The organism is Pseudomonas sp. ACM7 (assembly GCF_004136015.1).
Classification (GTDB): Bacteria; Pseudomonadota; Gammaproteobacteria; order Pseudomonadales; family Pseudomonadaceae; genus Aquipseudomonas; species Aquipseudomonas frigoris.
In genome coordinates this window covers 2,548,514-2,574,475 of record NZ_CP024866.1, presented here as the reverse complement: position 1 = coordinate 2,574,475, position 25,962 = coordinate 2,548,514, and the positions used below count along the sequence as shown (strand labels likewise).

At 59.7% G+C, this 25,962-nt stretch carries 26 protein-coding genes; 11 read left to right on the top strand and 15 right to left on the bottom strand.

What is annotated here, in order from left to right:
- Positions 1 to 6: 6 nt before the first annotated feature.
- From CUN63_RS12065 to CUN63_RS12035, 7 genes are all read right to left on the bottom strand, one after another.
- Positions 7 to 1,620 carry an EAL domain-containing protein gene (locus tag CUN63_RS12065; protein ID WP_129439677.1) on the bottom strand — a complete coding sequence of 538 codons (1,614 nt, stop codon included), beginning with the start codon at positions 1,618 to 1,620 and terminating at the stop codon, positions 7 to 9.
- Positions 1,621 to 1,696: 76 nt separating this feature from the next.
- Complete coding sequence (locus CUN63_RS12060; protein WP_129439675.1) at positions 1,697 to 2,476, bottom strand: N-acetylmuramoyl-L-alanine amidase; 780 nt, start codon at positions 2,474 to 2,476, stop codon at positions 1,697 to 1,699.
- Between the two features lie 103 nt (positions 2,477 to 2,579).
- Positions 2,580 to 4,658 carry a GGDEF domain-containing protein gene (locus CUN63_RS12055; protein WP_129439673.1) on the bottom strand — a complete coding sequence of 693 codons (2,079 nt, stop codon included), beginning with the start codon at positions 4,656 to 4,658 and terminating at the stop codon, positions 2,580 to 2,582.
- On the bottom strand, positions 4,655 to 5,533 hold the full coding sequence (locus tag CUN63_RS12050) for an endonuclease/exonuclease/phosphatase family protein (RefSeq protein WP_033059783.1): 879 nt from the start codon (positions 5,531 to 5,533) through the stop codon (positions 4,655 to 4,657). Before CUN63_RS12050 ends, CUN63_RS12055 begins: the two co-directional genes overlap by 4 nt.
- 14 nt (positions 5,534 to 5,547) lie before the next feature.
- Positions 5,548 to 6,189, bottom strand: a complete 642-nt coding sequence (locus tag CUN63_RS12045) for a thiol:disulfide interchange protein DsbA/DsbL (protein WP_129439671.1) — start codon at positions 6,187 to 6,189, stop codon at positions 5,548 to 5,550.
- 200 nt (positions 6,190 to 6,389) lie between these two features.
- Positions 6,390 to 7,001: a cytochrome c4 gene (locus CUN63_RS12040; protein WP_129439670.1), complete on the bottom strand. Its 612-nt coding sequence runs from the start codon at positions 6,999 to 7,001 to the stop codon at positions 6,390 to 6,392.
- A gap of 46 nt (positions 7,002 to 7,047) precedes the next feature.
- A complete protein-coding gene (locus CUN63_RS12035; RefSeq protein WP_129439668.1) occupies positions 7,048 to 7,338 on the bottom strand; it encodes a cytochrome c5 family protein in 291 nt (96 codons plus the stop codon).
- A gap of 191 nt (positions 7,339 to 7,529) precedes the next feature.
- Between CUN63_RS12035 and yihA the strand changes: the two genes are divergently transcribed.
- Positions 7,530 to 8,171, top strand: coding sequence for a ribosome biogenesis GTP-binding protein YihA/YsxC (yihA, locus tag CUN63_RS12030; RefSeq protein WP_129439666.1), 642 nt, complete (start codon positions 7,530 to 7,532; stop codon positions 8,169 to 8,171).
- A 290-nt stretch (positions 8,172 to 8,461) separates the two neighbouring features.
- On the opposite strand, the gene polA is transcribed toward yihA, so the two are convergent.
- Positions 8,462 to 11,233, bottom strand: a complete 2,772-nt coding sequence (gene polA / locus CUN63_RS12025) for a DNA polymerase I (RefSeq protein WP_129439664.1) — start codon at positions 11,231 to 11,233, stop codon at positions 8,462 to 8,464.
- 74 nt (positions 11,234 to 11,307) lie between these two features.
- On the opposite strand from polA, the gene CUN63_RS12020 reads away from it, so the two are divergent.
- Together CUN63_RS12020 and CUN63_RS12015 are read left to right on the top strand one after the other, a co-directional pair.
- Positions 11,308 to 11,598 (top strand): DUF2782 domain-containing protein, encoded by a 291-nt coding sequence (locus CUN63_RS12020; RefSeq protein ID WP_008156001.1) that lies wholly within the window; start codon positions 11,308 to 11,310, stop codon positions 11,596 to 11,598.
- A gap of 58 nt (positions 11,599 to 11,656) precedes the next feature.
- A complete protein-coding gene (locus tag CUN63_RS12015) occupies positions 11,657 to 12,607 on the top strand; it encodes a homoserine kinase (protein WP_129439662.1) in 951 nt (316 codons plus the stop codon).
- A gap of 89 nt (positions 12,608 to 12,696) precedes the next feature.
- Here CUN63_RS12015 and CUN63_RS12010 read toward each other — a convergent pair whose 3' ends face one another.
- Entirely contained in the window at positions 12,697 to 13,617 is a 921-nt protein-coding gene (locus tag CUN63_RS12010) for a zinc ABC transporter substrate-binding protein (protein ID WP_129439661.1), read from the bottom strand.
- Positions 13,618 to 13,683: 66 nt separating this feature from the next.
- Between CUN63_RS12010 and zur the strand changes: the two genes are divergently transcribed.
- From zur to CUN63_RS11990, 4 genes are read left to right on the top strand one after another with little or no spacing between them, the layout of a single operon-like run.
- A complete protein-coding gene (gene zur, locus CUN63_RS12005) occupies positions 13,684 to 14,166 on the top strand; it encodes a zinc uptake transcriptional repressor Zur (protein ID WP_129439659.1) in 483 nt (160 codons plus the stop codon).
- A complete protein-coding gene (znuC, locus tag CUN63_RS12000; RefSeq protein WP_129439657.1) occupies positions 14,166 to 14,951 on the top strand; it encodes a zinc ABC transporter ATP-binding protein ZnuC in 786 nt (261 codons plus the stop codon). Before zur ends, znuC begins: the two co-directional genes overlap by 1 nt.
- Positions 14,944 to 15,732, top strand: a complete 789-nt coding sequence (gene znuB, locus CUN63_RS11995; RefSeq protein WP_056738429.1) for a zinc ABC transporter permease subunit ZnuB — start codon at positions 14,944 to 14,946, stop codon at positions 15,730 to 15,732. Before znuC ends, znuB begins: the two co-directional genes overlap by 8 nt.
- 37 nt (positions 15,733 to 15,769) lie before the next feature.
- Positions 15,770 to 16,486: a PA5502 family lipoprotein gene (locus CUN63_RS11990; RefSeq protein WP_129439655.1), complete on the top strand. Its 717-nt coding sequence runs from the start codon at positions 15,770 to 15,772 to the stop codon at positions 16,484 to 16,486.
- A gap of 119 nt (positions 16,487 to 16,605) precedes the next feature.
- On the opposite strand, the gene katE is transcribed toward CUN63_RS11990, so the two are convergent.
- The gene (katE, locus tag CUN63_RS11985; RefSeq protein ID WP_129439653.1) at positions 16,606 to 18,744 is read right to left on the bottom strand and encodes a catalase HPII; all 2,139 of its coding nucleotides are present in this window, start codon (positions 18,742 to 18,744) and stop codon (positions 16,606 to 16,608) included.
- 263 nt (positions 18,745 to 19,007) lie between these two features.
- On the opposite strand from katE, the gene CUN63_RS11980 reads away from it, so the two are divergent.
- The 3 genes from CUN63_RS11980 to CUN63_RS11970 all read left to right on the top strand — a co-directional run bounded on the left by CUN63_RS11980 (position 19,008) and on the right by CUN63_RS11970 (position 21,553).
- Entirely contained in the window at positions 19,008 to 20,015 is a 1,008-nt protein-coding gene (locus CUN63_RS11980; protein WP_129439651.1) for a methionine ABC transporter ATP-binding protein, read from the top strand.
- Complete coding sequence (locus tag CUN63_RS11975) at positions 20,015 to 20,689, top strand: methionine ABC transporter permease (RefSeq protein ID WP_129439649.1); 675 nt, start codon at positions 20,015 to 20,017, stop codon at positions 20,687 to 20,689. Before CUN63_RS11980 ends, CUN63_RS11975 begins: the two co-directional genes overlap by 1 nt.
- Positions 20,690 to 20,779: 90 nt before the next feature.
- The gene (locus tag CUN63_RS11970) at positions 20,780 to 21,553 is read left to right on the top strand and encodes a MetQ/NlpA family ABC transporter substrate-binding protein (protein WP_129439647.1); all 774 of its coding nucleotides are present in this window, start codon (positions 20,780 to 20,782) and stop codon (positions 21,551 to 21,553) included.
- 209 nt (positions 21,554 to 21,762) lie between these two features.
- Here the strand turns inward: CUN63_RS11970 and CUN63_RS11960 are convergent, their stop codons facing one another.
- Genes CUN63_RS11960 through CUN63_RS11940 form a run of 5 tightly spaced genes read right to left on the bottom strand, consistent with a single transcriptional unit; the run spans position 21,763 to position 25,686 of the window.
- Positions 21,763 to 22,398 (bottom strand): SCO family protein, encoded by a 636-nt coding sequence (locus tag CUN63_RS11960; protein ID WP_129439645.1) that lies wholly within the window; start codon positions 22,396 to 22,398, stop codon positions 21,763 to 21,765.
- Positions 22,395 to 23,294, bottom strand: a complete 900-nt coding sequence (gene cyoE / locus CUN63_RS11955; protein WP_129439643.1) for a heme o synthase — start codon at positions 23,292 to 23,294, stop codon at positions 22,395 to 22,397. The genes CUN63_RS11960 and cyoE overlap by 4 nt, the downstream gene beginning before the upstream one ends.
- Positions 23,282 to 24,361 carry a heme A synthase gene (locus CUN63_RS11950; RefSeq protein WP_129439641.1) on the bottom strand — a complete coding sequence of 360 codons (1,080 nt, stop codon included), beginning with the start codon at positions 24,359 to 24,361 and terminating at the stop codon, positions 23,282 to 23,284. Before CUN63_RS11950 ends, cyoE begins: the two co-directional genes overlap by 13 nt.
- 10 nt (positions 24,362 to 24,371) lie before the next feature.
- Positions 24,372 to 24,980 (bottom strand): hypothetical protein, encoded by a 609-nt coding sequence (locus CUN63_RS11945; RefSeq protein WP_129439639.1) that lies wholly within the window; start codon positions 24,978 to 24,980, stop codon positions 24,372 to 24,374.
- Complete coding sequence (locus CUN63_RS11940; RefSeq protein ID WP_129439637.1) at positions 24,946 to 25,686, bottom strand: SURF1 family protein; 741 nt, start codon at positions 25,684 to 25,686, stop codon at positions 24,946 to 24,948. The genes CUN63_RS11945 and CUN63_RS11940 overlap by 35 nt, the downstream gene beginning before the upstream one ends.
- Before the next feature lie 70 nt (positions 25,687 to 25,756).
- Between CUN63_RS11940 and CUN63_RS11935 the strand changes: the two genes are divergently transcribed.
- Positions 25,757 to 25,960, top strand: a complete 204-nt coding sequence (locus CUN63_RS11935) for a twin transmembrane helix small protein (RefSeq protein WP_094469789.1) — start codon at positions 25,757 to 25,759, stop codon at positions 25,958 to 25,960.
- Positions 25,961 to 25,962: the final 2 nt, after the last annotated feature.

Below are 25,962 nucleotides of genomic sequence, written 5' to 3'. Positions count from 1 at the left end.
GCGGCTTCAGGCTTCGTCATCGAGACGTCGGGCAGCCAATCGGCGGCCACGGGTAATCAGCTCGATGAACTGCACCGCACTCAACGCATGGGCGAATAGCCAACCCTGACCGAACTTCACGCCTTCACTGCTCAGGAGCGCCGCCTGGGATTCAAGTTCGATGCCTTCGGCAATCACTTTGAGTTTCAGGGCCTGGGCCATGTGAATGATGTGCGGGGCGACACCGCTACTTGCAGCGTCATGACCCAGCGCATCGATAAACGCCTTGTCGATTTTCAGGCAATCGACTGGAAGGGTTTGCAGATAGGCGAGGCTGCAATAGCCGGTGCCAAAGTCATCAATCAGCACCTGATGCCCGACGTCCCGCAAGGCTTGCAGGTTTTCCCGGGCTACCACGACATCGATCAATCCCCGTTCGGTGACCTCAAAGGCAATTTGCTTTGCCGCGACGCGGTGCAAGGTCAGCAGTCGCGCCATTACCTGACCGATACGCGGCACCATGACGTCGCAGGCCGCCAGGTTGACCGAGATGTAAAGTTGCGGATTGGCCCGCAACAATTGACCCAGCTGCTCAAGCAGGCGTTGCAGGACGAAGTCGGTCATCTGGCGGATCTGGCCGGTGTTCTCCGCCATCGGAATAAACAGATCGGGGCTGGTCAGGGTGCCGTCCGGCCTTCGCCAGCGCAGCAAGGCTTCTGCCCCGACACAGTTACGGCTGTCGAGGTCGAAGATCGGTTGATACAGCACCTGCAATTCGCCTCGTCGTATGGCGCCACTCAGTTCGGCGTCCAGCGACTGTCGCTGGCGCACCAGCAAAAGCACCAGAAAACCCACGCATAAGGCGAGTGCCAGGCTGGCCGGCAGCAACCACCACCAGACTGCGGGTACATGCATACCGGTGCGCGGGCTGATCAGCACCAATTGGTATTCCGGATTGTTGGTGGGCATGCGGTAAATCAAGCGGGTATGCGTCACTTGTAGCGCGTCGAGGTTTTTCGGGGGCCAGGGTTCGGTTGGTGGCCAGACCTGCGAGACACCCAGCACCGGAATCGCGCGCGTACCGTGGTCGAGCACCACCAGCAGGCTGCTTCCCGGTGGCAAGTCGACCATGTCGGTCAAATGCCCGCGAGACGTCGCGACACGAAAATTGCCGCGTCCTAGCATCAGCGCGGCACGGTTTTCATCAGGTTCGGTGGTGGTGTTCAGCCAGTAGCTGTAGGTCGGCCCCTTGATGTCTGGCGGCCTTATCATCGACAGCCCTTCCTGGCGGGGGCGGTTGGAACAGATCCGCGAGGCGTCCATATAAGCGGCTTCGTAAACGAAGCGATAATTGAAGCTGACCTGTTGCAAGGTCGCGATCATTTCGTCATCGCAGCCGCGTAACGGCTGGGCTTCCAGGTCGTCGAGGCTTTCCCGCAACTGCCCGAAAAGTTGCTCCAGACGAGCAAGGAAGCGCTCGCCCTGGGCGTTCATTTCTTCGCTTTCGCTCTGCTCGACTTGATGCATGGCCACGAACAGACTGCCGGCCATCAGAAGTGTCGCGCTCAAGGCAGCAGCCAGTATCGCCAAAAACCAAGGGCGAAAGAACCAACTACGTAGTTTCTCTCGAGCAGCAGGCATAGGGAATATCCGAAGAATTACCAATGAGTTATAGCTGCTGATTGGAAAAAAAGCCCTGACCGTCGGGCGGGCGTCATTATTTTGTCTGGTTCAAGACTTGTAGAAGCGCTGCGGTTTGCGCATCCGGGGTGCCGTCGAAACGTGACGGTCGAAAATGCATCTGGAAGGCCGCAATCACATGACGTGTCGCAACATCCAGTTCGCCGGTTTGCGGCGTGGGATAACCCGCGCGGGCCAGCTGTGCCTGAAACCAGCTGATGGTTGGCAGTTGTACTTCGAACTGTGCTTGCTGACGCGTTACGGCCTGCTCGTTCGGCCAGATTCCCAGGCCTTCGGCAGCCAGACGCTTCCAGGGGAACAGCGGCCCCGGATCAAGCTTGCGCAGGGGGGCGATGTCGCTGTGGCCGATGATGTTGCGGGGATTGATGGCGTAACGCTTGCTGATGTCCTTGAGCAGGACGATCAGGGACTGGACCTGGTCTTCGCTGTAGGGGTACCAAAGGCGCCCGGTAGGGGTGTCTTTAAAACCCGGATTGACGATTTCGATACCGATGGAGCTGGAGTTCAACCAGGTCCGGCCCTGCCATTCGCTTTCCCCGGCGTGCCAGGCTCGGAGGTTTTCATCCATCAGCTTGTAGATGGTGGCGCCCTTGTCGTCGCCAATCAGATAGTGGCTGCTGACGTCGCCGTGGGTCAGCAGTTGCAGCGAGCGTTCCAGTGACGCGTTGGTGTAGTGCACCACCACGAACTGAATGCGGCTGTCGTAATTGGCTGAAGGGTGACGGGTGTCGAACCGGGGGCCGCTGGCACAACCGGCCAACAGAGTCAGCGACACGATGAGAGATAGATATTTCATGGCAGAAGGCAATACACGCAAGACAGTAATGCAACAGTGTAACGTACTGTCTTGCGCGCAGAAGGCCGACGCGAAGTTTTAAACAAAATGGAACAATTGACCGTCAGCCCAGTGCCACTTGGTTACGGCCGGCATGTTTCGCGCGATATAGAGCCTGATCGGCTCTTTTAAGGACCAAATCGCTATGTTCGCCGGGTTTGAATGCAGTCAGGCCCATGGAAATGGTGATGGTTACTGGCTCGCCCTTGAAGTGGAAAGGGCAGGCTTCGATCGAGGCGCGCAGCTTTTCCAGCAGTTTCGCACCAGCAGCTGGCACTGTGTCTGGCATCAACAGGACAAACTCCTCACCGCCGAACCGGGCGATGAAATCCGTCCCACGCAGGCGCTTGCGTAGCACGCTGGCAATGATTTTCAGTACTTTGTCGCCCGCCAGGTGGCCATAGTTATCGTTAATGCGTTTGAAATGGTCGAGGTCGAGCATTGCCAGCAACAGGGTGTTGTCGTGTTGCTGCCATTGGTTGATTTCGTAATCCAGCCGTTCGCTCCAGGCGGCCCGGTTAGGCAGGCCGGTCAGCGGGTCGATCAACGCCTTCTGACGCTGCTCTTCAAGATGCTCGCGGTAGCCCAGGGCTTCCTGCTCCATGTGCGCAACGCGTTCGGCCAGACCATGGAGACGGGCTGCGACTTCCTGCTCGCGCTCGTCACGCTGTTTCTGGTGCTGGTCCATGGTGCCGAGCAGGCCTTCCAGATGGTTTTCCAGGACGTGCTTGAGATCGTCCAGGTCGGCGGCTTCCTGCATGCTGCTCTGTAAGCCGTCGACCTGCTCGCGGATCTGCGTGTCCATCTCACGTGCGGCGGAACGGTTGTCGGCATGGCCTTCGCTGGCGGCTTGCAAGTTGCTTTGGAATGACTCGAGGCGTTCGTTTAGCTGTTGCAAGTAGGCTTCGAATTCATGCTGGCCACTGTCGGTGATTGCCAGCATCAAGGTTGCCAGATCGTCGAGGATTGGCAGCAGTTCGTACCAATTCAAACCGTTTTGCAGGCGATCACGCATCGCTTCGGCTTGCGGACGATGACGCTCGGGCAGCGTCAGGTCGTCGAGCAGGCCCAGTAGCGTGTCTTCGATATGCTTGGCCACCGAGCTGTAGGACGGCTCGGGTGAGTCCGGCAGGGCGTAGAGAACATCCGGCTCGGATTGTTCAGTGTCTACGGCTGCCAACACTTCGGCCAGGGCCGGGGGCAACGGCAGGCTGTCGAGATAGACCACCGGGGTCAGTTCGTCGGGATTGATAGCCGGTTGAGCCTGAATTTCTGGCTCGATGATTGATGGAGCGGGTTCTTCTGGATGTTCTATGTCCGGTTGCGGTTGCGTCTCTGGAGTCTGGGCGCGTGCTCGCTCCGGCTCAAGCACCGGCGGGACAAACGCTACAACTGCAGGAGAAGGCGCTGCTGCGGGTGGAGCCTCGATCGTCGTTGGCTCGGATGCAGTAGCGGGCGCGGCAACTTGTGCGACCGCCACTTGCGGCTTATCGATCTCTGGAGCGAGATCGACGGTTACCTGTGGTGTCTCGGCATGAGGCACAGCAACCGCTTCGGCTGGCTGCGGGGCGGTTGTCGGGAAGGTGCCGGAGGCAATCTGTGATGCCGCTTCATCCGCTTCACGGCTACCAAACAGTCGCTGCAGCAAACCAGGGCGACCGGGTTCTGCCGGGTTTTCAAGCTGATTCAGGGCTTTGCCTTGCAGGCCGCTCAGTTCGCTGAGCAGCAACGGAATTTCGCGCGCCTGCCCGACTCTTGCCTCCAGATGCTTGGCGAAGTTTTTCAGCGGCCGGCTTACCTCGCGGGGCAGCGGTAATGTTTGAAGCTGCGAGACCAGCGCGGTCAATGCAGCGCTGGTCTGGTTAACCCGGGTTTCCCGGCGTTGTTCGGAGTCGAGCACGGCTTTTTCCAGCCGCGGAAGCAGGGCGGCCAGGCCGGCGTCCATGTCGTCGGTGCGCACGACTTCACGCATTTCCTTCATGCATTGGTCAACGACGCGGTCGGTGCCCTCGGCTGCCAGCGTGCTGCGCACCAGGCCACGACGCAGCAGATCGAGCCGGGCGTCCCATCGACGTTCGAGCTTTTCCTGTTGTTCGATGCTTTTGAGGTATTTTTCTTTCCAGCGCTGTGCTTCGTCGCTCATTCATGGGATCCGCGAGGGGCAGGACTCAACGCGGGCAATGCATCGGCCGTGAGCGAACCCGGCAGACGAATCTCTACCGCGACCGGCAGGTGATCGGAAATGGGTTGTGCCAGCACCTCGACCTTTTCAAGGGTCAGGGTGGGGCTCAGCAGAATATGGTCCAGACAGCGCTGCGGGCGCCAGCTAGGGAACGTCGCTTCCAGTTGCGGCGCGAGCAGGCCGAGGTCACGCAACGGGGAGTTTTGCAGCAAGTCACTGGCATGGGTATTCATGTCGCCCATCAGCACCTGGTGTTTATAGCCGCCGATCAACTCGCGGATGTAAGCCAGTTGCATGCTGCGGGCGCGAGCGCCCAGTGCCAGGTGCATCATGACCACCACCAGCGCCTCAGGACCTTCGCCAAAGCGCACCAGAATCGCCCCGCGACCCTTGGGCCCCGGTAGCGGATGATCTTCAATCGCCCACGGACGCAGGCGGCTGAGCACACCATTGCTGTGCTGGCCGAGGCGTCCGAGATTGCGATTGAGTTGTTGATACCAGTAGGGGAATGCGCCGAGCTGGGCCAAGTGTTCGACCTGGTTGACGTAGCCTGATCGCAAGCTGCCGCCATCGGCTTCCTGCAAGGCGACCAGATCGAAGTCGCCCAGCAGATTGCCGATCTTTTGCAGATTGTCGGCACGCCCGGTGTGCGGCAACAGATGCTGCCAGCCTCGGGTCAGGTAGTGGTGATAGCGCTCGGTACTGATGCCAACCTGGATATTGAAACTGAGCAAGCGCAGACGACTGTCTGCGGGCAGGCCCGTCGACTCCAGATGATGCTCGTTGACCCGCGGATCATGCAGGCCAACGACGCGTTCAGTACCCCAGCGGCGCATGGCAGTCGCCGCGCTTAGTTGGTAGCAGCCTTGCTAGCCGCTCGCTCTTTGTCGATCAGCTTGTCGGCCAGTTGCAATGCTTGCTCGGCGCCGCCGGCAGAGCCCACGTCGAAGCGATACTTGCCGTTGACGATCATGGTCGGAACGCCGGAGATTTCGTACTTTTTGGCCAGGTCAGTGGCCTTGACGATTTGGCCCTTGATGGCGAAGGAGTCGAAGGTGGCCAGGAACTTGTCCTTGTCTACGCCCTGAGTGGCCAGGAAATCTGCCATTTCATTCTTGTCGACCAGCTTCTTGTGTTCTTTTTGAATTGCGTTGAACACCGCAGCGTGAACCTTGTTTTCGACGCCCATGGCTTCAAGGGTCAGGAACATCTGGCCGTGTGCGTTCCACGGGCCGCCGAACATGGCCGGAATGCGGACAAAGTTCACGTCGGAAGGCAGTTTCTCAACCCATGGATTGATCACGGGTTCGAAAGCGTAGCAGTGCGGGCAGCCGTACCAGAACAGCTCCACCACTTCGATCTTGCCAGGCACCGCTACCGGGACGGGATTGCTCAATTCGACATAAGGCGCTGCGGGTGCTTCAGCCGCTTGGGCGGTCATGCCGAACAGGCTGGCAGCGACGAGTGCGGCGCTGATGATCAGATTACGCATGCTTTACTCCTGGACAATTTTGGTCGCCTCGCGCGACCTGTTTTCAGACAGGTACTGGCGGGCTTGAGTTCTGTAGTGTAACGGCAGCGGCCACAAAAAAGGGCGGCCTAAGCCACCCTTTTTATACTTGCTGCGACGGATTAATAGAGCGTTAACGTTGCAGGAGATGTAAGCCTCGCGCGACGCCCGATTCGCCGGCCTTAGTGCAGGCCTTGAATGTAGCTGGACACTGCTGCGATATCTTCGTCGCTCAGCCTTTTTGCAATGGTCTGCATGGTTTTGGTGTCGCCATCGTTGCTGCGACCGCCTTCTTCCTTGCGGAAGTCGGTCAGTTGCTTGGCTACATACTGAGCGTGCTGGCCGCCCAGGTGCGGGAAGCCGGCGGCTGCGTTGCCCGCGCCATTTGGCGAGTGGCAACCGGTGCAGGCTGGCAGGCCCTTGGCCAGATCGCCGCCGCGGAACAATGCTTCACCGCGAGAAACGACTTTCGGGTCGGCGGCGCCAACGCTGCCTTTCTGGCTGGCGAAGTAGGCGGCGATATCGGCCAGATCCTGATCGCTCAGGTTGGTCAGCAGGCCGGTCATTTCCAGTACCGTGCGTTTGCCGGACTTGATGTCGTGTAGCTGCTTGTTCAGATAACGCTCGCCCTGGCCTGCCAGTTTCGGAAAGTTAGGCGCCATACTGTTGCCATCCGGGCCATGACAGGCGCCACATACTGCGGCTTTCGCCTGACCAGCAGTCGCATCACCTGCAGCATGGGCAATGCCGGAGATCCCCACGGTCAACAGCAGACTCACGATCAATTTGTTCATCAGCTAATCCAACTACGGCTAAGGGTTAAAGAGTTATGGACCGGGATCACTCGCTCATCCACTGGATGATTGCTTGGTAATCCTCGGCACTGCAGTCCATGCACAAACCACGCGGCGGCATCGCCTTGAAACCCTGGGTCACGTGTTGCACCAGCGTCTCCATACCTTTCGCCAACCTCGGCGTCCAAGCATCCTGATCACCCTTTTTGGGCGCCATGGGTAGTTGGCCGGAATGACAGGCACCACAAACACGGTTGTACACAGCTTCCGGATCCTGTGTAGCCTGAGCGCTGTAAAGCGGCATCAAGACACCGGCAGCTAGCAGCCATTTCGTCATAAAACGACCTTTTCAGGGTTGAGAGCGTTCTGCGTTCTAGTGCGCAATCAAGGTCAATCGCTCTCGTGAACTTCATCCTACGCTGGGACAAAGCGCACACAAAATCTGCGGCATTATATACTGGCGTCACTGAAACGGAAACGACACTGCTCGCCGCGTCCATTCCCGGCGCCGCCCACATCGGAAATCCCATGCAACTCAAGAACCCCATCCTCGGCCTGTGCCAACAGTCCACCTTCATGCTCAGCGCTGCCAAAGTCGATCAATGTCCCGACGACGAAGGCTTTGAAGTGGCCTTCGCCGGGCGTTCCAACGCCGGCAAGTCCAGTGCGCTGAACACCCTGACGCACGCCAGCCTTGCGCGGACCTCGAAAACTCCGGGTCGCACGCAGCTCTTGAACTTCTTCAAGCTAGACGATGATCGTCGTCTGGTCGACCTGCCGGGTTACGGTTACGCGAAAGTGCCTATCCCGTTGAAGCTGCACTGGCAGCGTCACCTGGAAGCCTATCTGGGTGGTCGGGAGAGTTTGAAGGGTCTGATCTTGATGATGGACATCCGTCATCCAATGACCGACTTCGACCTGCTGATGCTCGACTGGGCTGTCGCGAGCGGCATGCCGATGCACATTTTGCTGACCAAAGCCGACAAGCTGACCTACGGCGCGGCGAAAAACGTCCTGCTCAAGGTTCAGGCAGACATCCGCAAGGGTTGGGGAGATGCGATCAGCATCCAGTTGTTCTCGGCGCCAAAACGCATGGGCCTGGAAGACGCCTACACTGTACTGGCAGGCTGGATGGAACTGGCGGACAAGGGCGCCGAGCTCGCGGATTAATAAACCGCGGGCAAAAAAAACCCCGGACTTCTTATGGGGAGGGGGAAGTTCCGGGGTTCAAGTTCCGGACCGCTAGGGCGGGGTCCAGATATCTGCCAACACTTAACACAACATTAGGAGCATCGAAGGGCTTCACCACCCATTCAGTAACTCTGAGTGGCGATTCAGGAGATTAGTTCATAATTTTTTAAAAAGCCTTTGGAATAGCCCCTCGAATTTTCCGAACTAAGAGCCCTTCGTCCTTTCTGTTGCGGCACTATGCCGCAGCGGAAAACGCCTTTTCACACGGCTCAGTGAGCCTCATCCCAGTTATTTCCTACGCCAACCTCGACCAACAGCGGCACATCAAGCTTCGCTGCATCGCTCATGTGCACGCGAATTTCATCACGGACCTGGTCGACCAAATCTTCACGCACCTCCAGAACCAATTCATCGTGCACCTGCAGGATGACTTTGGCGTCGAGCCCTGATGCTGTCAGCCAGCTATCCACGGCAATCATGGCTTTCTTGATGATGTCCGCCGCGGTGCCTTGCATCGGGGCGTTGATCGCCGTGCGTTCGGCACCTTTGCGCAGGGCCGGGTTTTTCGCGTTGATTTCCGGCAGGTACAAGCGACGACCGAAGATGGTTTCGACGAAACCTTGTTCGGCAGCCTGGGCACGGGTGCGCTCCATGTATTCCAGCACGCCTGGGTAACGGGCGAAGTAACGGTCGATGTAGGCCTGGGATTGCTTGCGATCAACACCAATCTGTTTGGCCAGGCCAAACGCGCTCATTCCGTAGATCAAGCCGAAGTTGATCGCCTTGGCGCTACGACGCTGATCAGTGGTGACCGCTGCCAGTTCAACGCCGAAAACTTCGGCGGCAGTGGCCTTGTGCACGTCCAGATCGTTGCGGAATGCGTGCAGCAAACCTTCGTCCTTGGCCAGGTGAGCCATGATTCGCAGTTCGATTTGCGAATAGTCCGCTGCCAGCAGCTTGTAGCCTTTTGGCGCGACGAACGCCTGACGAATCCGACGCCCTTCAGCGGTGCGGATCGGAATGTTCTGCAGGTTTGGATCGCTGGACGACAAACGCCCGGTCGCCGCTACGGCTTGGTGGTAAGAGGTATGAATCCGCCCGGTGCGCGGGTTGATCTGCTCTGGCAGGCGATCGGTGTAGGTACTTTTCAGCTTGCTCATCGAGCGGTACTGCATCAGCACTTTGGGCAGCGGGAAATCCTGTTCAGCCAGTTCCGCCAGCACGGCTTCGGCGGTGGACGCCTGGCCCTTGGCGGTTTTGCTGAGGATTGGCAGGCCGAGTTTTTCGTACAGGATCACGCCCAATTGCTTCGGCGAGCCGAGGTTGAATTCTTCCCCGGCAATGGCGAACGCCTCACGCTCGAGGACGACCATTTTCTCGCCCAGCTCGACGCTCTGAATGCCCAGCAGGTTGGCATCGACCAGCGCGCCTTGGCGTTCAATCCGTGCCAAAACCGGCACCAACGGCATTTCGATTTCGCTCAGGACCTTGCTCAGGCTCGGGATGGCGTTGAGTTTTTCCAGCAGGGTTTGATGCAGGCGCAGCGTTACGTCGGCGTCTTCGGCAGCGTAAGGCCCGGCCAGTTCCAGGGATATCTGATCGAACGTCAGCTGCTTGGCGCCCTTGCCGGCGATGTCCTGAAAACTGGTAGTGGTGTGATTCAGGTACTTGAGCGCCAGGCTGTCCATGTCGTGGCGGGTCGCGGTGGAGTCCAGCACGTAGGATTCGAGCATTGTGTCGAAAGCGACGCCTTGCACGGTGATGCCGCAGCTCTGATCGCCACCGATAGCGCAGTTGGCCAGGATGTTCATGTCGAACTTGGCGTGCTGGCCAACCTTGAGTTTGCTCGGGTCTTCCAGGATCGGTTTCAGCGCGCGCAGCACGGTGTCGCGATCGAGCTGATCCGGCACGCCCATGTAGGAATGGGTCAGCGGGATGTAGGCCGCTTCGTTGGCTTGTACAGCGAAAGACAGGCCCACCAGTTGTGCCTGCTGCGCATCGATGCCGGTGGTTTCGGTGTCGAAGGCAATCAACTTGGCGTCGTTGAGTTTCTTCAGCCACAGGTCGAAATCAGCCTGGGTGAGGATGGTGGTGTACTTGAGTTCGGTATCGACGGCCGCTTCTTCAGCCACCGGAGCGGCGACTTCCTGACCGGAACGCTTGGCGTCGCGCTGGTTCTCTTCGAACCAGCTCTTGAACTCCAGCAGGGTATAGAGCTCGGCGAGTTTGTCGTGATCCGGGTTGCCCATTTGCAGGTCGTCGAGGCCGATATCCAGCGGCACGTCGATCTTGATGGTTGCCAATTGATAGGAGAGAAACGCCATCTCCTTGTGCTCTTCGAGCTTGGCCGGCAGGGTTTTGGCCCCGCGAATCGGCAGGGTCGGGACGATGTCGAGCTGTGCATAGAGCTCGGTCAGGCCGCCGTTCACGCCGACCAACAGGCCGGAAGCGGTCTTCGGGCCAATGCCCGGAACGCCCGGAATGTTGTCGGAAGAATCGCCCATGAGTGCCAGGTAATCGATGATCTGCTCGGGAGCGACGCCGAATTTCTCCTTCACGCCCTCCACGTCCAGCGCGCTACCGGTCATGGTATTGACCAAGGTAATGTGGCCGTCGACCAGCTGCGCCATGTCCTTGTCGCCGGTGGAGATCACCACCGGGCGGTCGGCCGCCGCGCTGCTGCGGGCCAGGGTGCCGATCACGTCATCGGCTTCGACGCCTTCGACGCACAGGAGTGGGAAGCCCAGGGCGATCACGCTCTGGTGCAGCGGCTCGATCTGAACACGCATGTCGTCGGGCATGCTTGGGCGGTTGGCCTTGTATTCGGCGTACATGTCATCGCGAAATGTCCCACCCTTGGCGTCGAACACCACAGCGAACGGACTTCCCGGGTACTGCTTGCGCAGACTCTTGAGCATGTTCAGCACGCCCTTGACCGCACCGGTTGGCAAACCTTTGGAAGTGGTCAGCGGCGGCAGGGCGTGAAAGGCGCGGTACAGGTAAGAAGAACCGTCCACCAGGACGAGGGGGGCTTGGCTCATGAGCAGGATCAACCTTTTCGGCGGGTCCGGCGCTAGAATAGCGGGACCGTTGACGACAAAGGGACAAGGTTATCATGCGCACACTAAATCGCCTGTTGCTGGCTGGGTTGTTTGCATCCGTTCCGTTGGCCGTCATGGCGGCGGACGATGCACCGACACCGGAGCCAGAAGTCACGATCCGCACGGAAGGGGACAAAACCATCCAGGAGTACCGCCAAAACGGTTTCCTGTACGCGATCAAGGTCACGCCGAAGGGCGCACCGCCGTATTTTCTGGTGCGCGCTGACGGGACCGATGCAAACTACATCCGCTCGGATCAGCCGGATATGCTGATTCCGTCGTGGAAGATTTTTGAGTGGAAGTAGCTTCTTAATTTCAATCGGCGCTGGCTCAAGCAGCGGCGCCCGTACTGGCAGTTCAAACATGTCTGTGTTCACCCCGCTGGCTCGGCCCGAGCTGGAAACCTTTCTCGCCCCTTACGGGCTCGGCCGCCTGCTTGATTTCCAGGGGATTGCCGCCGGTAGCGAAAACACCAATTTCTTCATCAGCCTGGAGCAGGGCGAATTTGTCCTGACCCTGGTTGAGCGTGGTCCGGTTCAGGAAATGCCATTCTTCATCGAGTTGCTCGACGTGCTGCATGACGCCGACCTGCCAGTGCCTTATGCCTTGCGCACCACCGACGGCGTCGCCTTGCGCGAACTGGCCGGCAAACCTGCGCTGTTGCAGCCGCGTCTGGCAGGCAAGCACATCAAGGAAGCCAATGCGCAGCATTGCGCTCAGGTGGGCGAGTTGCTCGGCCATCTGCATCTGGCGACCCAGGCCAATATGATCAAGCGCAAGACCGATCGCGGCCTGGACTGGATGCTGGAAGAGGGCACGCAGTTGCTGTCGCACCTCAATGCCGAGCAAAGCGATCTGCTGCAACGGGCTCTGGACGAAATCACACAGCAGAAGACGAAAATTCTGGCGCTGCCGCGAGCCAACATCCACGCCGACCTGTTCCGCGATAACGCGATGTTTGAAGGCACTCACCTGACCGGGTTGATCGACTTCTACAACGCCTGTTCGGGGCCGATGCTCTACGACGTGGCGATCGCCTTGAACGACTGGTGTTCGGACGAAAGCGGGTTGATCGACGGGCCGCGGGCGAGGGCATTGCTTGGCGCTTATGCAGCGCTGCGACCGTTCACGGCGGCCGAGGCGGGGTTGTGGCCGACCATGCTGCGGGTAGCGTGTGTGCGGTTCTGGCTGTCGCGGTTGATCGCCGCCGAGTCGTTTGCCGGGCAGGACGTGCTGATTCACGATCCGATGGAGTTTCAGCAGCGACTGGCGCAGCGGCAGAAGGTCAGCACGCCGCTGCCGTTCGCCCTTTAAAAGCTTCGCGAGCAAGCCCGCTCCCACAGGATTTATGCGGTCCATGTGGGAGCGGGCTTGCTCGCGAATGGGGCGCCGCAATTTTCGAATTACAACGACTCCAGGCACCCCGCCAAATCACTCCCCAATTTCTCCAGCACCTGCTCATACCCCTGAGCGGTCGCTGGCGTGTACCCGCCCAGCGCGTCCAGTTCCGCCAGCTTCACCGGCAGACCCGCCACCAGGGTTTCCGCCAGGCGCGGACGCAGAGGCGGTTCGCTGAACACGCAGGTCTTGCCGATTTCCTGCAAACGAGCGCGCATCGCCGCGACGTGCTGGGCGCCGGGCTGGACCTCGGCAGCGACGCTGAAAACGCCCGCGTGCTTGAGGCCATAGGCGTCTTCGAAGTAGTCGAAGGCCTCATGGAATACGAAGTACGGTTTGCCCGCGATGCCGGCCAGACGCGCTTTCAAGCGAAGATCCATTGCATCCAGGCGCTCATCGAACGCCTTGAGGTTGCTCTGATAACGTGCGGCATTGGTCGGATCGGCTGCGCTCAGGTCTGCGGCCATTTTTGTGGCGATGACGCGGGCGTTGACCGGCGAAAGCCACAAGTGCGCGTCCAGACTGCCGGGACGGTGATCGTGATCATGCTCGTCGGCTTCTTCGGCGTGGGAGTGGCTATCTTCGGCGAAATGTCGCAGTTTCAGGCCCGGTAAATCCTGCACGGCGACGCTGGGCAGCGTACGACCATTCAGCACGCGGGGCAGGAAACCTTCCATGCCCGGACCGATCCAGTACACCAGATCGACCGATTGCACCTTCCGTACGTCGGATGGGCGCAAGGCATAGTTATGAGGCGAGGCACCAGGCGGCAGCAAGACTTCCGGAATCGCCACACCGTCCTGCACCGCAGCGGCAATCAGCTGTAGAGGCTTGATACTGGTGAGAACTTTGACTTCGGCGTGAGCTGAACCCATCAGCAGAAAACTGGCGACAAATGCGACAAAGATAGAAAAAAGTCGGGACACGATGATCACTCGAAGAGGCGAGAACAGGTAACATAATAACGTCTCTCACAAAACTCGTCGCCGCTCATGCCTAAAACACCGATTGCCAGCCGTCCCCACGACCACTCTCATTGCGTCCATAGCGCATTGTCTGAGGCCGATGTTCTGTGCGCACGTCAAGGCCTGCGCCTGACCGCCTTGCGCCGGCGGGTGCTGGAACTGGTATGGCAAAGCCACAAACCGTTGGGTGCCTATGACATTCTCGCGGTGCTCAGCGAGCAGGACGGCCGCCGCGCGGCGCCGCCGACCGTGTACCGTGCGCTGGACTTTCTGCTGGAAAACGGCCTGGTACACCGCATCTCCTCGCTGAACGCCTTCGTCGGCTGCAATCACCCGGAACATGCCCACCAGGGCCAGTTCCTGATTTGCCGCGAATGCCACGCCGCCATTGAACTCGAACAGAAATCCATCAGCGACGCGATCATCGGCAGCGCCAAGGATGTCGGATTTGTCGTGGAAGGCCAGACCGTTGAAGTGGTCGGCCTCTGCTCAGGTTGCCAGGGGGTTTGATGAGCAACGCGCTGATCCGCCTCGAGCAGGTTGCCGTCACCTTTGCCGGGCAAAACGTGCTGGATAACATCGAGCTGAGCGTCGAGCCCGGACAGATCGTCACCCTGATCGGCCCTAACGGTGCCGGCAAGACCACGCTGGTGCGCGCGGTACTCGGTCTGTTGAAGCCGGACAGGGGCAGCGTATGGCGCAAACCGAAGCTGCGGGTCGGTTACATGCCGCAAAAACTTCACGTCGATCCGACGCTGCCGCTGTCGGTGCTGCGTTTTTTGCGTCTGGTGCCGGGCGTGGACCGCGCCATGGCCTTAGCGGCACTCAAGGAAGTCGGCGCCGAACAGGTGATCGACAGCCCGGTGCAAAGTGTTTCCGGAGGCGAAATGCAGCGGGTGCTGCTGGCCCGGGCATTGCTGCGCGAGCCGGAATTGCTGGTACTCGATGAACCTGTGCAAGGCGTCGATGTGGCCGGTCAGGCCGAGCTCTACAGCCTGATTACACGATTGCGCGACCGCCACGGTTGCGGCGTGTTGATGGTGTCCCACGACCTGCATCTGGTGATGAGCACCACCGACCAGGTGGTCTGCCTCAACCGCCACGTTTGCTGCTCCGGGCATCCCGAGCAGGTCAGCAGTGATCCGGCTTTCGTCGAGCTGTTCGGAAAGAACGCACAAAGCCTGGCGATTTATCACCACCATCACGACCACGCCCATGACCTGCATGGCTCGGTGGTCAGCGCCGCCCCGTCGGCCCCTACCCACGTTCACGGAGATAGCTGCAAGCATGGCTGATTTTCTGCTCTACGCCCTGCTTGCAGGTCTGGCCCTGGCATTGGTCGCGGGCCCGCTGGGTTCGTTCGTGGTCTGGCGGCGCATGGCCTATTTCGGCGACACCCTTTCCCATGCCGCGCTACTCGGCGTGGCGCTGGGTTTTCTGCTGGATGTCAGTCCGACCGTTGCGGTCACCGTAGGCTGCCTGCTGTTAGCGGTGTTGCTGGTGACCTTGCAACAGCGCCAACCGCTGGCGTCCGACACGCTTTTGGGAATTCTCGCACCGAGCACGCTCTCTTTGGGCTTGGTCGTACTAAGCTTCATGCACGAAGTGCGGATCGACCTGATGGCTTATCTGTTCGGCGACTTGCTGGCGATCAGCCCGACCGATCTGGCCTGGATACTCGGCGGCAGCGCGGCTGTTCTAGCCTTGCTGGTGACGTTGTGGCGGCCATTGCTGGCAATCACGGTGCATGAAGAACTGGCCAGGGTTGAAGGTCTGCCGGTGGCGGCGTTGCGCCTGACCCTGATGTTGTTGATTGCCGTGGTGATCGCTGTGGCGATGAAAATCGTCGGTGTGTTGCTGATTACGTCCTTGCTGATCATCCCGGCGGCTGCGGCACAACGTCACGCCCGGTCACCGGAGCAGATGGCACTGGGCGCGAGCCTGCTGGGCATGCTCGCGGTCTGTGGCGGGCTGTCGCTGTCGTGGTTCAAGGACACCCCGGCGGGCCCATCGATTGTGGTGACGGCCGCCGCACTGTTTCTGCTGAGTTTTGTCCTGCCCCGTCGAGGGGTGTAGACTTGCTCGTTTTTTGCGCAAATAGAGAGTCGCAGGAATGAAGCCGTTCGCCTCCCGTTATCTGCTCCTTGTTGCATTTTCGCTGCTACTGGGCGCTTGCCAAAGCACGCCACCGGCGGCCACCGAGGCTACCTGTGCACGGGCCACGGCCATCGCGCAGCTGGAACAAAGCCTCGCCAGCAGTGAGCTTGCGACTGCCGAAGATCAACTCGCCGCCTTGCAGGCCGAGTCGCCCAACGATCAATCCCTTGTGCAATACCAGCGGCAACTGGCCGAAGCCTATCTGCGCCGCAGTCAGATCGTGCTGCAAAAAGGTGATGTGAATGCTGCCGCGACGGCGCTGGCCCGGGCCCGGGCGTTGATGCCCAAGGCTCCGGCGCTGACCGGTGGGGTCAACAACGCCATCGTTAATGCCCGTAAAGCTGAGCTGGATAGAGCCGAAGCTGCGCTCATGGCTGCCGAAGCCAAGCCACAGGCCAAAGTCATTGATCCGACGGCTGAAAGCACCACGGTTGCGTTGAACCTTACTGATATGACCAAGCTTCGTCGTCAACTGGATGCGATCGCCGCCGATGTGGTGAATTACCAGTGCGATGTGAGTATTCAGGCGCCACGCACCCAGGACTTCCCTTGGTTGACCACGTTGCTGACCAAGCGAGTGAAGAAGCTCGATGCGGATTTTGACCTGAACCTGGAGAAGCAGATTCTGCGCAACGTGCCGGCGCAGATGGTTCTGAGTCCTCGCAAACCCTAAAAGCATAGCGAGCAAGCNCGCTCCCACATTGGATGGGGTGATCACAAATCTGTGGTCAACCCTCAATCCTGTGGGAGCGAGCTTGCTCGCGATAGCGTCATTTCAAACGCCAAAGATATTTAAGCCGGAATCGCCTTGGCTTTCGGCTCCCTGTCCCACACCCGATGCTGCCCGATCGCGGCAAAAAACGGTTTGATCAACTTCGCATCCGTGCCCACGATCAACCCCGCATCAGCCTCCAGCTTCAACACATCCAGCAACTGTTTGGCCTCGCCTTGCAGTGCAATCGCCTTCAGGTGCTTGTACGCCTCCAGCAGGTAATGCAGCGCCACCCCGTCGGTGCTTAGCGCCTTGATCGACGCCGCGCCACCGGGCACAAACACCGCATCGAACGCCACCGAAGGCAAGCCTTCCATTGACGCATCGACCGGCAATGCTTTGCCATCGGCGGTGGTCACAGGCGCAGAAGTCGGGCCGAGCAGTTTGGCGTGTGCACCTTCTGCCTTCAGCGCTTTCTTCATGGCATCAATCGCTGCACCATCGACGCCATTGGCTGCCAGGATTGCCACTTTGCGGGTTTTGATATCCGCCGGCAGCAAGTTGGCCTGGCTCAGGGCCGGCGAGCGATCCAGTGAGGTTTTGCGTACTTCGACCGTCCCGGCTTTGGGCGCTGGCAACCCCAGGTTCTGCGCCACTCGCTTGGCCAGTTCCAGATCGATGTTGGCCAGAATCTCATTTACCTGGCGCGCGCGGATGAGCTCCCGCTCAACCTTGCCCAACTCGAAGCTGTAAGCCGAGATGATGTGCTCCTGCTCATGCTTGCTCATGCTGTGGAAAAACAGTCGCGCCTGGGAGAAGTGGTCGCTGAATGATTCGCTGCGCTGACGGATCTTGTTGGCGTCGATGCGCTCTGGATAACTTTCGAAGCCGCCATCCTGGGCTGCCGGCGGTGTTTCTTTCGGCCAACCGCTATCAATGGAGTTCGGCTCGTAGGACGCGCGGCCCTTGTCGATGGTGGTGCGATGCAATGCGTCCCGTTGACCATTGTGGAACGGTGCGACCGGGCGGTTGATCGGGATCTCGTGAAAGTTCGGCCCGCCAAGTCGGCTGATTTGCGTATCGGTGTAGGAAAACAATCGACCTTGCAGCAATGGATCGTTGGAAAAGTCGATCCCCGGCACGATATGCCCAGGGCAGAAGGCGACCTGTTCGGTTTCGGCGAAGAAGTTATCGGGGTTACGGTTGAGGGTCATCTTGCCCAACGGGGTGATCGGCACCAGTTCTTCCGGAATCAGCTTGGTCGGGTCGAGGATATCGAAGTCGAATTTATGTTCGTTCTCCTCCTCGATGATCTGTACGCCCAGTTCCCATTGCGGGTAGTCGCCCATCTCGATCGACTCCCAGAGATCGCGACGGTGGTAATCGGTGTCTTTACCGGCGAGTTTCTGCGCTTCATCCCACACCAACGAACAGGTCCCGGCCGTGGGGCGCCAGTGGAATTTGACGAAGCGCGATTTACCTTCGGCATTGATCAGGCGGAAGGTGTGCACGCCGAAGCCTTGCATGCTGCGCAGGCTTTTCGGGATCGCCCGGTCGGACATGGTCCAGATCACCATGTGCGCCGACTCTGGTACCAGAGAGACAAAATCCCAAAAGGTATCGTGAGCTGAACCGCCGGTGGGCATCTCATTGTGCGGCTCGGGTTTCACCGCGTGCACGAAGTCAGGAAACTTGATCGCATCCTGAATGAAAAACACCGGCATGTTATTGCCCACCAGGTCGAAGTTGCCTTCGTCGGTGAAAAACTTCACCGCGAAACCTCGTACGTCCCGCACGGTATCGCCCGACCCACGAGGGCCCTGCACCGTGGAGAAGCGGACGAAGACCGGGGTTTTTTGGCTTGGGTCTTGTAGGAACCCGGCCTTGGTCAGCACGGAATGGGTTTCATAGCTCTGGAAGTAGCCGTGAGCACCGGTGCCGCGGGCGTGGACGATGCGCTCGGGAATGCGCTCATGGTCAAAGTGCGTGATCTTTTCACGCATGATGAAATCTTCCAGCAACGATGGCCCGCGGGCGCCGGCTTTCAACGTGTTCTGGTTGTCCGAGACTTTCACGCCCTGGTTGGTGCGCAGGGCCTGTTCAGTGGCGTCGGAGCGAAATTGTTCCAGGCTGTCGAGCTTGGCATTGGTGTTACCGCGGTCCGGGGTATCGGTCCCGGCCAGTGCGCTTTTGGTTGCGGCAGGTTTTTTAGTACTCATCAGACAAAACTCCTCGTTGCGATTCCCGCCGTAGCCAGGACTCTTGAGCAATACCCCTGGCACGGACCGGGGGCGTTTTCGAGTTGCCTAATTAGTGACTGATGACGTTTTGCGCCGTTCCTTTTTTCTAACCTTTGATCGCGTTATTGCCAAATGGAAGGTTGAATGCGGAATAAATGCTAATAACCTCTATACGGACAGGCTAAAATGCGCGCCCGGCTAACCGCTGACCCTTTTCCAACGCGCCCCACAAGGTTCGCTACGTGATCGAGTTTCAAAACGTCCACAAAACTTACCGCGTCGCCGGTAAGGATATTCCCGCCCTGCATCCGACCAGTCTGACGATTGAGAACGGTCAGGTCTTCGGTCTGATCGGCCATTCCGGTGCGGGAAAAAGTACCCTGCTGCGTCTGATCAATCGCCTGGAAGAGTCCAGTGGCGGCAAGATATTCGTCGACGGCGAAGAAGTCACCGCGCTCGACGCCAACAGCCTGCGACGTTTCCGTCAGCAAGTCGGGATGATTTTCCAGCACTTCAACTTGCTGGCGTCCAAGACCGTGGCCGACAACGTCGCGCTGCCACTGACCCTGGCCGGTGAACTGTCGCGCAGCGACATCGACCGGCGTGTGGCCGAATTGCTGAAGCGGGTCGGCCTGTCCGACCACGCCAAGAAGTACCCGGCGCAATTGTCCGGTGGCCAGAAGCAGCGCGTCGGCATCGCCCGCGCCCTGGCGACCAAGCCGAAAATCCTGCTGTGCGACGAAGCCACCAGCGCACTGGACCCGCAGACCACTGCGTCGGTCCTGCAATTGCTGGCCGAGATCAATCGCGAGCTGAAGCTCACCATCGTGTTGATTACCCACGAGATGGACGTGATCCGCCGGGTCTGCGACCAGGTCGCGGTGATGGACGCTGGCGTGATCGTCGAGCAAGGTTCGGTGGCCGAGGTGTTCCTGCATCCGAAGCACCCGACCACCAAGCGCTTCGTGCAAGAGGACGAGCAGATCGACGAAAGCGAACAGCGCGACGACTTCGCTCACGTTCCAGGCCGCATCGTGCGTCTGACCTTCCAGGGCGAAGCGACCTACGCGCCATTGCTGGGTACCGTCGCCCGGGAAACGGGTGTGGACTACAGCATCCTGGCCGGTCGTATCGACCGCATTAAAGACGTGCCATACGGGCAGTTGACCCTGGCCGTGACCGGTGGCGACATGGAAGCGGCGTTCGCCCGTTTCACTGCGGCTGACGTCCACATGGAGGTCCTGCGCTAATGGAAGTCCTGGCAAGTTTCTTCGTCAATATCGACTGGTTCGAAATCTGGCTGGCTACCGGCGATACCTTTCTGATGCTCTTCGGTTCGCTGTTATTCACCGTTTTGCTCGGCCTGCCCTTGGGCGTGCTGTTGTTCCTCTGCAGCCCGCGTCAGTTGCTGGAAGCCAAAGGCGTTTACGCAATGCTGTCGCTGATGGTGAACATCCTGCGTTCGCTGCCGTTCATCATTCTGCTGATCGTGATGATTCCGTTCACGGTGTTGATCACCGGTACGTCCCTCGGTGTCGCCGGTGCGATTCCACCGCTGGTGGTGGGCGCTACGCCATTCTTCGCGCGACTGGTGGAAACCGCCCTGCGTGAAGTGGATCGCGGCATTATCGAGGCGACCCAGGCCATGGGCGCGACGACGCGGCAGATCATCACCAATGCCTTGCTGCCGGAAGCCCGCCCGGGCATCTTCGCGGCGATTACGGTGACAGCCATTACACTGGTGTCCTACACGGCGATGGCGGGTGTGGTCGGCGCGGGTGGTTTGGGCGACCTGGCGATCCGTTTCGGTTACCAGCGTTTCCAGCCTGATGTGATGGTCGTGACGGTGATGTTGCTGCTGGTGCTGGTCCAAGTGCTGCAAACCGTTGGCGACAAGTTGGTTGTGCACTTCTCCAGGAAGTAAAGAGTCCCGTAAATGACAAATGAGCCGGCCATTCGCTGGCAGGCGCCGAATTCAGGCGTCGCAAGCGAGTACCCATAAGGAGTTAGCTGAATGAAAAAATTACTCGTAGCGCTCGCAGCAGTTGCAGCGTTCTCTGCTCAGGCCAATGAAACCCTGACCGTCGCGGCCACCCCGGTCCCGCACGCAGAAATCCTCGAATTCGTGAAACCTGCCCTGGCCAAAGAAGGCGTGGACTTGAAGGTCAAAGTCTTCACCGACTACATCCAGCCGAACGTGCAGGTGGCCGAAAAACGTCTGGACGCCAACTTCTTCCAGCACCAGCCGTACCTCGATGAATTCAACAAGGCCAAGGGCACCAATCTGGTGGCCGTTGCCGGCGTGCACCTGGAACCGCTGGGCGCTTACTCCAGCAAGTACAAAGCACTGACCGAGCTGCCAGGCGGCGCCAACGTGGTGATCCCGAACGACGCCACCAACGGCGGCCGTGCGCTGTTGCTGCTGGCGAAGGCTGGCCTGATCAAGTTGAAGGATTCGAACAACATCCTCGCGACCGTCAAGGACATCACCGAGAATTCCAAGGACCTGAAATTCCGTGAACTGGAAGCCGCGACCATCCCGCGCGTGCTGACCCAGGTCGACCTGGCGCTGATCAACACCAACTACGCGCTGGAAGCCAAGCTTGATCCGTCCAAGGACGCGCTCGTCATCGAAGGCAACGACTCGCCTTACGTGAACATCCTCGTTGCCCGTCCAGACGACAAGGACAGCGAAGCGATGAAGAAGCTGATTGCTGCCCTGCACAGCCCGGAAGTGAAAGCCTTCATCCTCGAGAAGTACAAAGGCGCGGTATTGCCGGCGTTCTGATCTGACAGCAATAAAAAACGGGGACGCATTGATTGCGTCCCCGTTTTTTTATGCCTGGAATACGGACCCTGTGGGAGCGGCGGTGCGACGATTCGACTTGCTCGCGAATGCGGTGTGTCATTCAGCATTTATGTTGGCTGACCCACCGCCTTCGCGAGCAAGTCGAATCGTCGCACCGCCGCTCCCACATTAGTTCTGTGTCAGCACAACTATTTGCGCTCGAGCATCACCGGCAACTGCGCCACCAATTTCACGTTGTTCAACGGCGCCCGAATGAACCCACGCTGCGTCCCGTCCGGCCCGATCACCGCCAGGTTGCCGCTGTGATCGACGGTGTAATTCGGTTTATTGGTATCCGCCGGAATGAACGGAATGCTCACCGCGTTGGCCAGTTTCTGAATGTCTTCAACCGACGAAGCCGTCAGGCCTTTGAACTGCGGATCGAAGTAGCCCAGGTACTGCTTGAGCTGCTGGGGCGTGTCGCGGTTCGGGTCGATGCTGACCAGAATGATCTGCAACTTGGCCACAGCCTCTGGCGGCAGTTCGCTCTTGATCTGGCGCAGCTGGGCGAGGGTGGTCGGGCAGATGTCGGGGCAGAAGGTGTAGCCGAAGAACAGCAGCGACCATTTGTCTTTCAACGCGTTGACCGCCACCGGTTTACCGTCCTGATCGGTCATCGTCACGTCCGGCAGATTACGGCTTTGCGGCAGCAGGATGATCCCGGCGTCGATCAATGCTGTCGGATCGCCCTGGCCTTTGCCGGACAGCACTTTGTTGATGGTCAGGCCCAGGACCAGCGCGATCAGGGCAACGAGGATGAAGACGGTTTTCTGGGTTCGAGTCATAGGTTCAACAGTAAGTAGTGGTCTACGAGCAGCGCGATAAACAGTAGGAACAAGTAGTAAATAGAGTACTTGAAGGTGTTGATCGCCGCGTGCGGCCGAGTGCCACGGTACAGCACCACGGCCCATTGCAGAAACCTCGCGCCCAGTCCCAGCGCGCAAATCAGGTAGAGCGCGCCGCTCATGTGGATCACGTACGGCATCAGGCTGACGGCCAGCAGCGCGAAGGTATAAAGCAGGATGTGGACCTTGGTGTAGTGCTCGCCATGGGTCACCGGCAGCATCGGGATGTCAGCCTTGGCGTATTCCTCTTTGCGGTGAATGGCCAGTGCCCAGAAGTGCGGCGGGGTCCAGGCGAAGATGATCAGCACCAGCAACAGTGGTTCGGCGCTGACGTGGCCGGTAGCGGCGGTCCAGCCGAGCAGCGGCGGGGCGGCGCCGGCCAGGCCTCCGATGACGATGTTTTGCGGCGTCGCGCGTTTCAGGAAACCGGTGTAGACCACCGCGTAGCCGAGCAGCGAGGCCAGGGTCAGCCACGCCGTCAGTGGATTGGTGAAAGCCAGCAGTATGGCTTGCCCAAGCACCGCCAATACCAAGGCAAACGTCAGAGCGGCCGCCGGCGACACCCGGCCTTCGGCCAAGGGACGTTTGTGCGTGCGGGCCATGACCGCATCGATGCGCCGGTCCACGACATGGTTGACCGCCGCCGCACCACCGGCACACAAGGCGATCCCCAGATTGCCGAACACCAGCACCGTCCACGGTACCCCGGCGCGGGTCGCGAGGAACATGCCGACCAGCGAGGTGATGAGCATCAGCACCACCACTTTCGGCTTGGTCAGCTCCAGGTAGTCACGCCAGATCGCCTGACTGTGACGTGCGCCGATCAGAGTCGCCATGGCATCTCTCCTTTTATTGTTATGGGCCCGGCTGAGTGTTTGCGCGGGCTGAACCGCCAGCGCGCAGGGGGTTGCTGCTTGACCCGAACCAGACTGGTTCGCGCGTGATAATTGACCAGCACTATCGTCAGCAACAGTGCCGCGCCGCCCGCGTTATGCGCGACGGCCACTGGTAGCGGCAGGTGAAACAGCACATTGCTGATGCCGAGGGTGATTTGTGCGGCGAGTGCAATCAGCACCAGCCCCGCCAGGCGCGTCATGCCGACCACCTTCAGTTGCCAGGCCAGCCCCAGCAACACCAGGGTCACCAGCAATGCGCCGATGCGGTGAGTCAGATGAATCGCGGTGCGGGCATCGCTGTCCAGTTGCCCGCCGAGGTAATTGGGGCCGATGTGTTGGGTCAGGTGAAAGCCGTTGGCGAAATCAGCCGGTGGCAGCCATTGCCCGTGGCAGGTCGGGAAGTCGATACAGGCCACCGCCGCGTAGTTGGCACTGACCCAGCCACCGAGGGCGATTTGCCCGATCACCAGCAGCAACCCGGCGGTCGCCCAGTACTGCAAACGCCGTGGCACGGTCAGCGCCGGCAACACGCCGGACAATCGCAACGTCAGCAAAAACAGCAGGCTCAACGTCGCAAAGCCGCCGAGCAAATGCCCGGTCACCACTTGTGGCCAGAGCTTGAGCGTTACCGTCCACATGCCGAATGCCGCTTGGGCGATCACCACCGCCAGTAGGAACAACGGCAACTTCACCGGTTGCCCCGGATGACGACGATGGACCCAGGCGCGACCCGCCAGCACCGAGATCAACAGCCCCAGCGTGCCGGCGAAGTAGCGGTGAACCATCTCGTTCCAGCCCTTATGGGCTTCGACGGGGGCGTCGGGAAAATGCAGTTCGGCATGGGCCAATTGAACTTCGCTTTTCGGCACACTGATAAAGCCATAGCAACCCGGCCAGTCCGGGCAACCGAGCCCGGCGTGGGTCAGGCGGGTGTAGGCGCCGAGCAACACCACAATCAGTGCCAGCATGGTGGCAAACAGCGCGAGGCGAAATCCAGGTTTGGCCATGACGATGCCCTTATCCGATGTTCGACAGTTTCAGCAGATGACGCAGGTCGTTGAGCAGATCCTTACCCTTCACCGTCGGGTCGTAGCGCAGCACCAGATTGCCGTGAGGGTCGATGATCCACAGCTGTGGCGCGGGCTTGTCCCCGGTGCCGGCGGTTTTGTTGAAGGTACTGAAGGTGGCGAGGTCCAGGGGATACCGTTGCAATTGAGGATACTCGCGCGTCAGCTTGGCGTCGTATTCACTGCTCAGCGGTTGTGCCGCGGCCAAGGCATGACTGGCGCGCCCGGCATCACGGCCGAGGCCGATCTGGATCTGCCGCGCCAGGTACACCAGTTGTTGGCAGTCCACCGAGCAATCCTTGGGCGCAGTCACCAGTATCTGCCAACGATCCTCCTGCGCCTGCACGCCGAGGTCGGCGCGGGTCTGGCCGTTGCCGATCAGTTCGCCGTGATAGCTGCGACCGTCCGGCACCCAGAACTGCAATTTGTACATGCCGGTGGCGAGGATCATCGGACCGATCACCCCAAGCAGGATCAGCAGTAACTGCAAGCGACCTTTACGCCGACTCGCCGGCGTTTTCGCCTCAGACATGTTGGGTGGATTCATGGCCGCTCCCATGGTGTTTCTCCTTTGCGTTGTGCCAGCCGAGATAGAGATAAAGGCCAAACAGGGCGATCGACATGGCGAACCACTGCACGGCATAAGCCAGGTGTTTTTCCGGTCCCATGGCGACTACCGGCCAGTCAGCCTGGTAAGTCGCGGGACCGCTTTCTGCGCGTAATTCGTAGGTAAAACCTTCACGATCCAGCGCCTTCCACAGCTTCGCCGGTTCAACGGCTGTTACCAGCTGTGGCCAGGTCGTGGTGTTCGGGTCGGCGTGCAACTGGAAAGTGGCGCCGGGGGAGACGTAGACCCAGGCAACGAGACTCAAGGCCTGAGTCGGTGTGGTGAATTGCGGTGGGGTGCGGCGATCCGGCCACGGCAGCCAGCCGCGATTGATCAACAACCAGAGCCCGGTCGCCTGATCCTGAAACGGCTGCAGCAGTTCGACGCCAACCTTGCCGTCGCGCTGACGGTTATCCAGCAACAGGCTGTGGGCGGCATCGAACTGGCCGTGCAGGTGAACCCGGCGGAAGGCCGGATCTGCGATGTGTTGCAGCTCGGTGCTGGCCATCGGTTCGGCGGCACGGCGCTCGGTGTAGCTTTGCAGCAGCGCGCTTTTCTCTGCGCCCCGGCTCAATTGCCAGAACCCGAGTGACACCAGCATGGGCAGCAACAACGCGACCACCAGGGTCGGTACGATGCCCGGCCGAAAACGCTTCATGGCGTCGCCAGAAAGTCGCTAGTCGCGATAGCTATACTCAAGTGCATCGCCTTCCCCCCGGAGTCTCACCATGCTCAAAGCAGCCATCGTCCTGATGCTGATTGCCACGGTTGTCAGCCTGTTCAGCGGCCTGTTTTTTCTGGTCAAGGACGACAGCAGCTCGAACCGCCTCGTCATTGCCTTGAGTGTTCGTGTTGCGCTGGCCGCCATTACCGTCGGCTTGATTGCCTGGGGTTTTTTCAGCGGCCAGTTGGTCTCTACTGCGCCTTGGTAAAG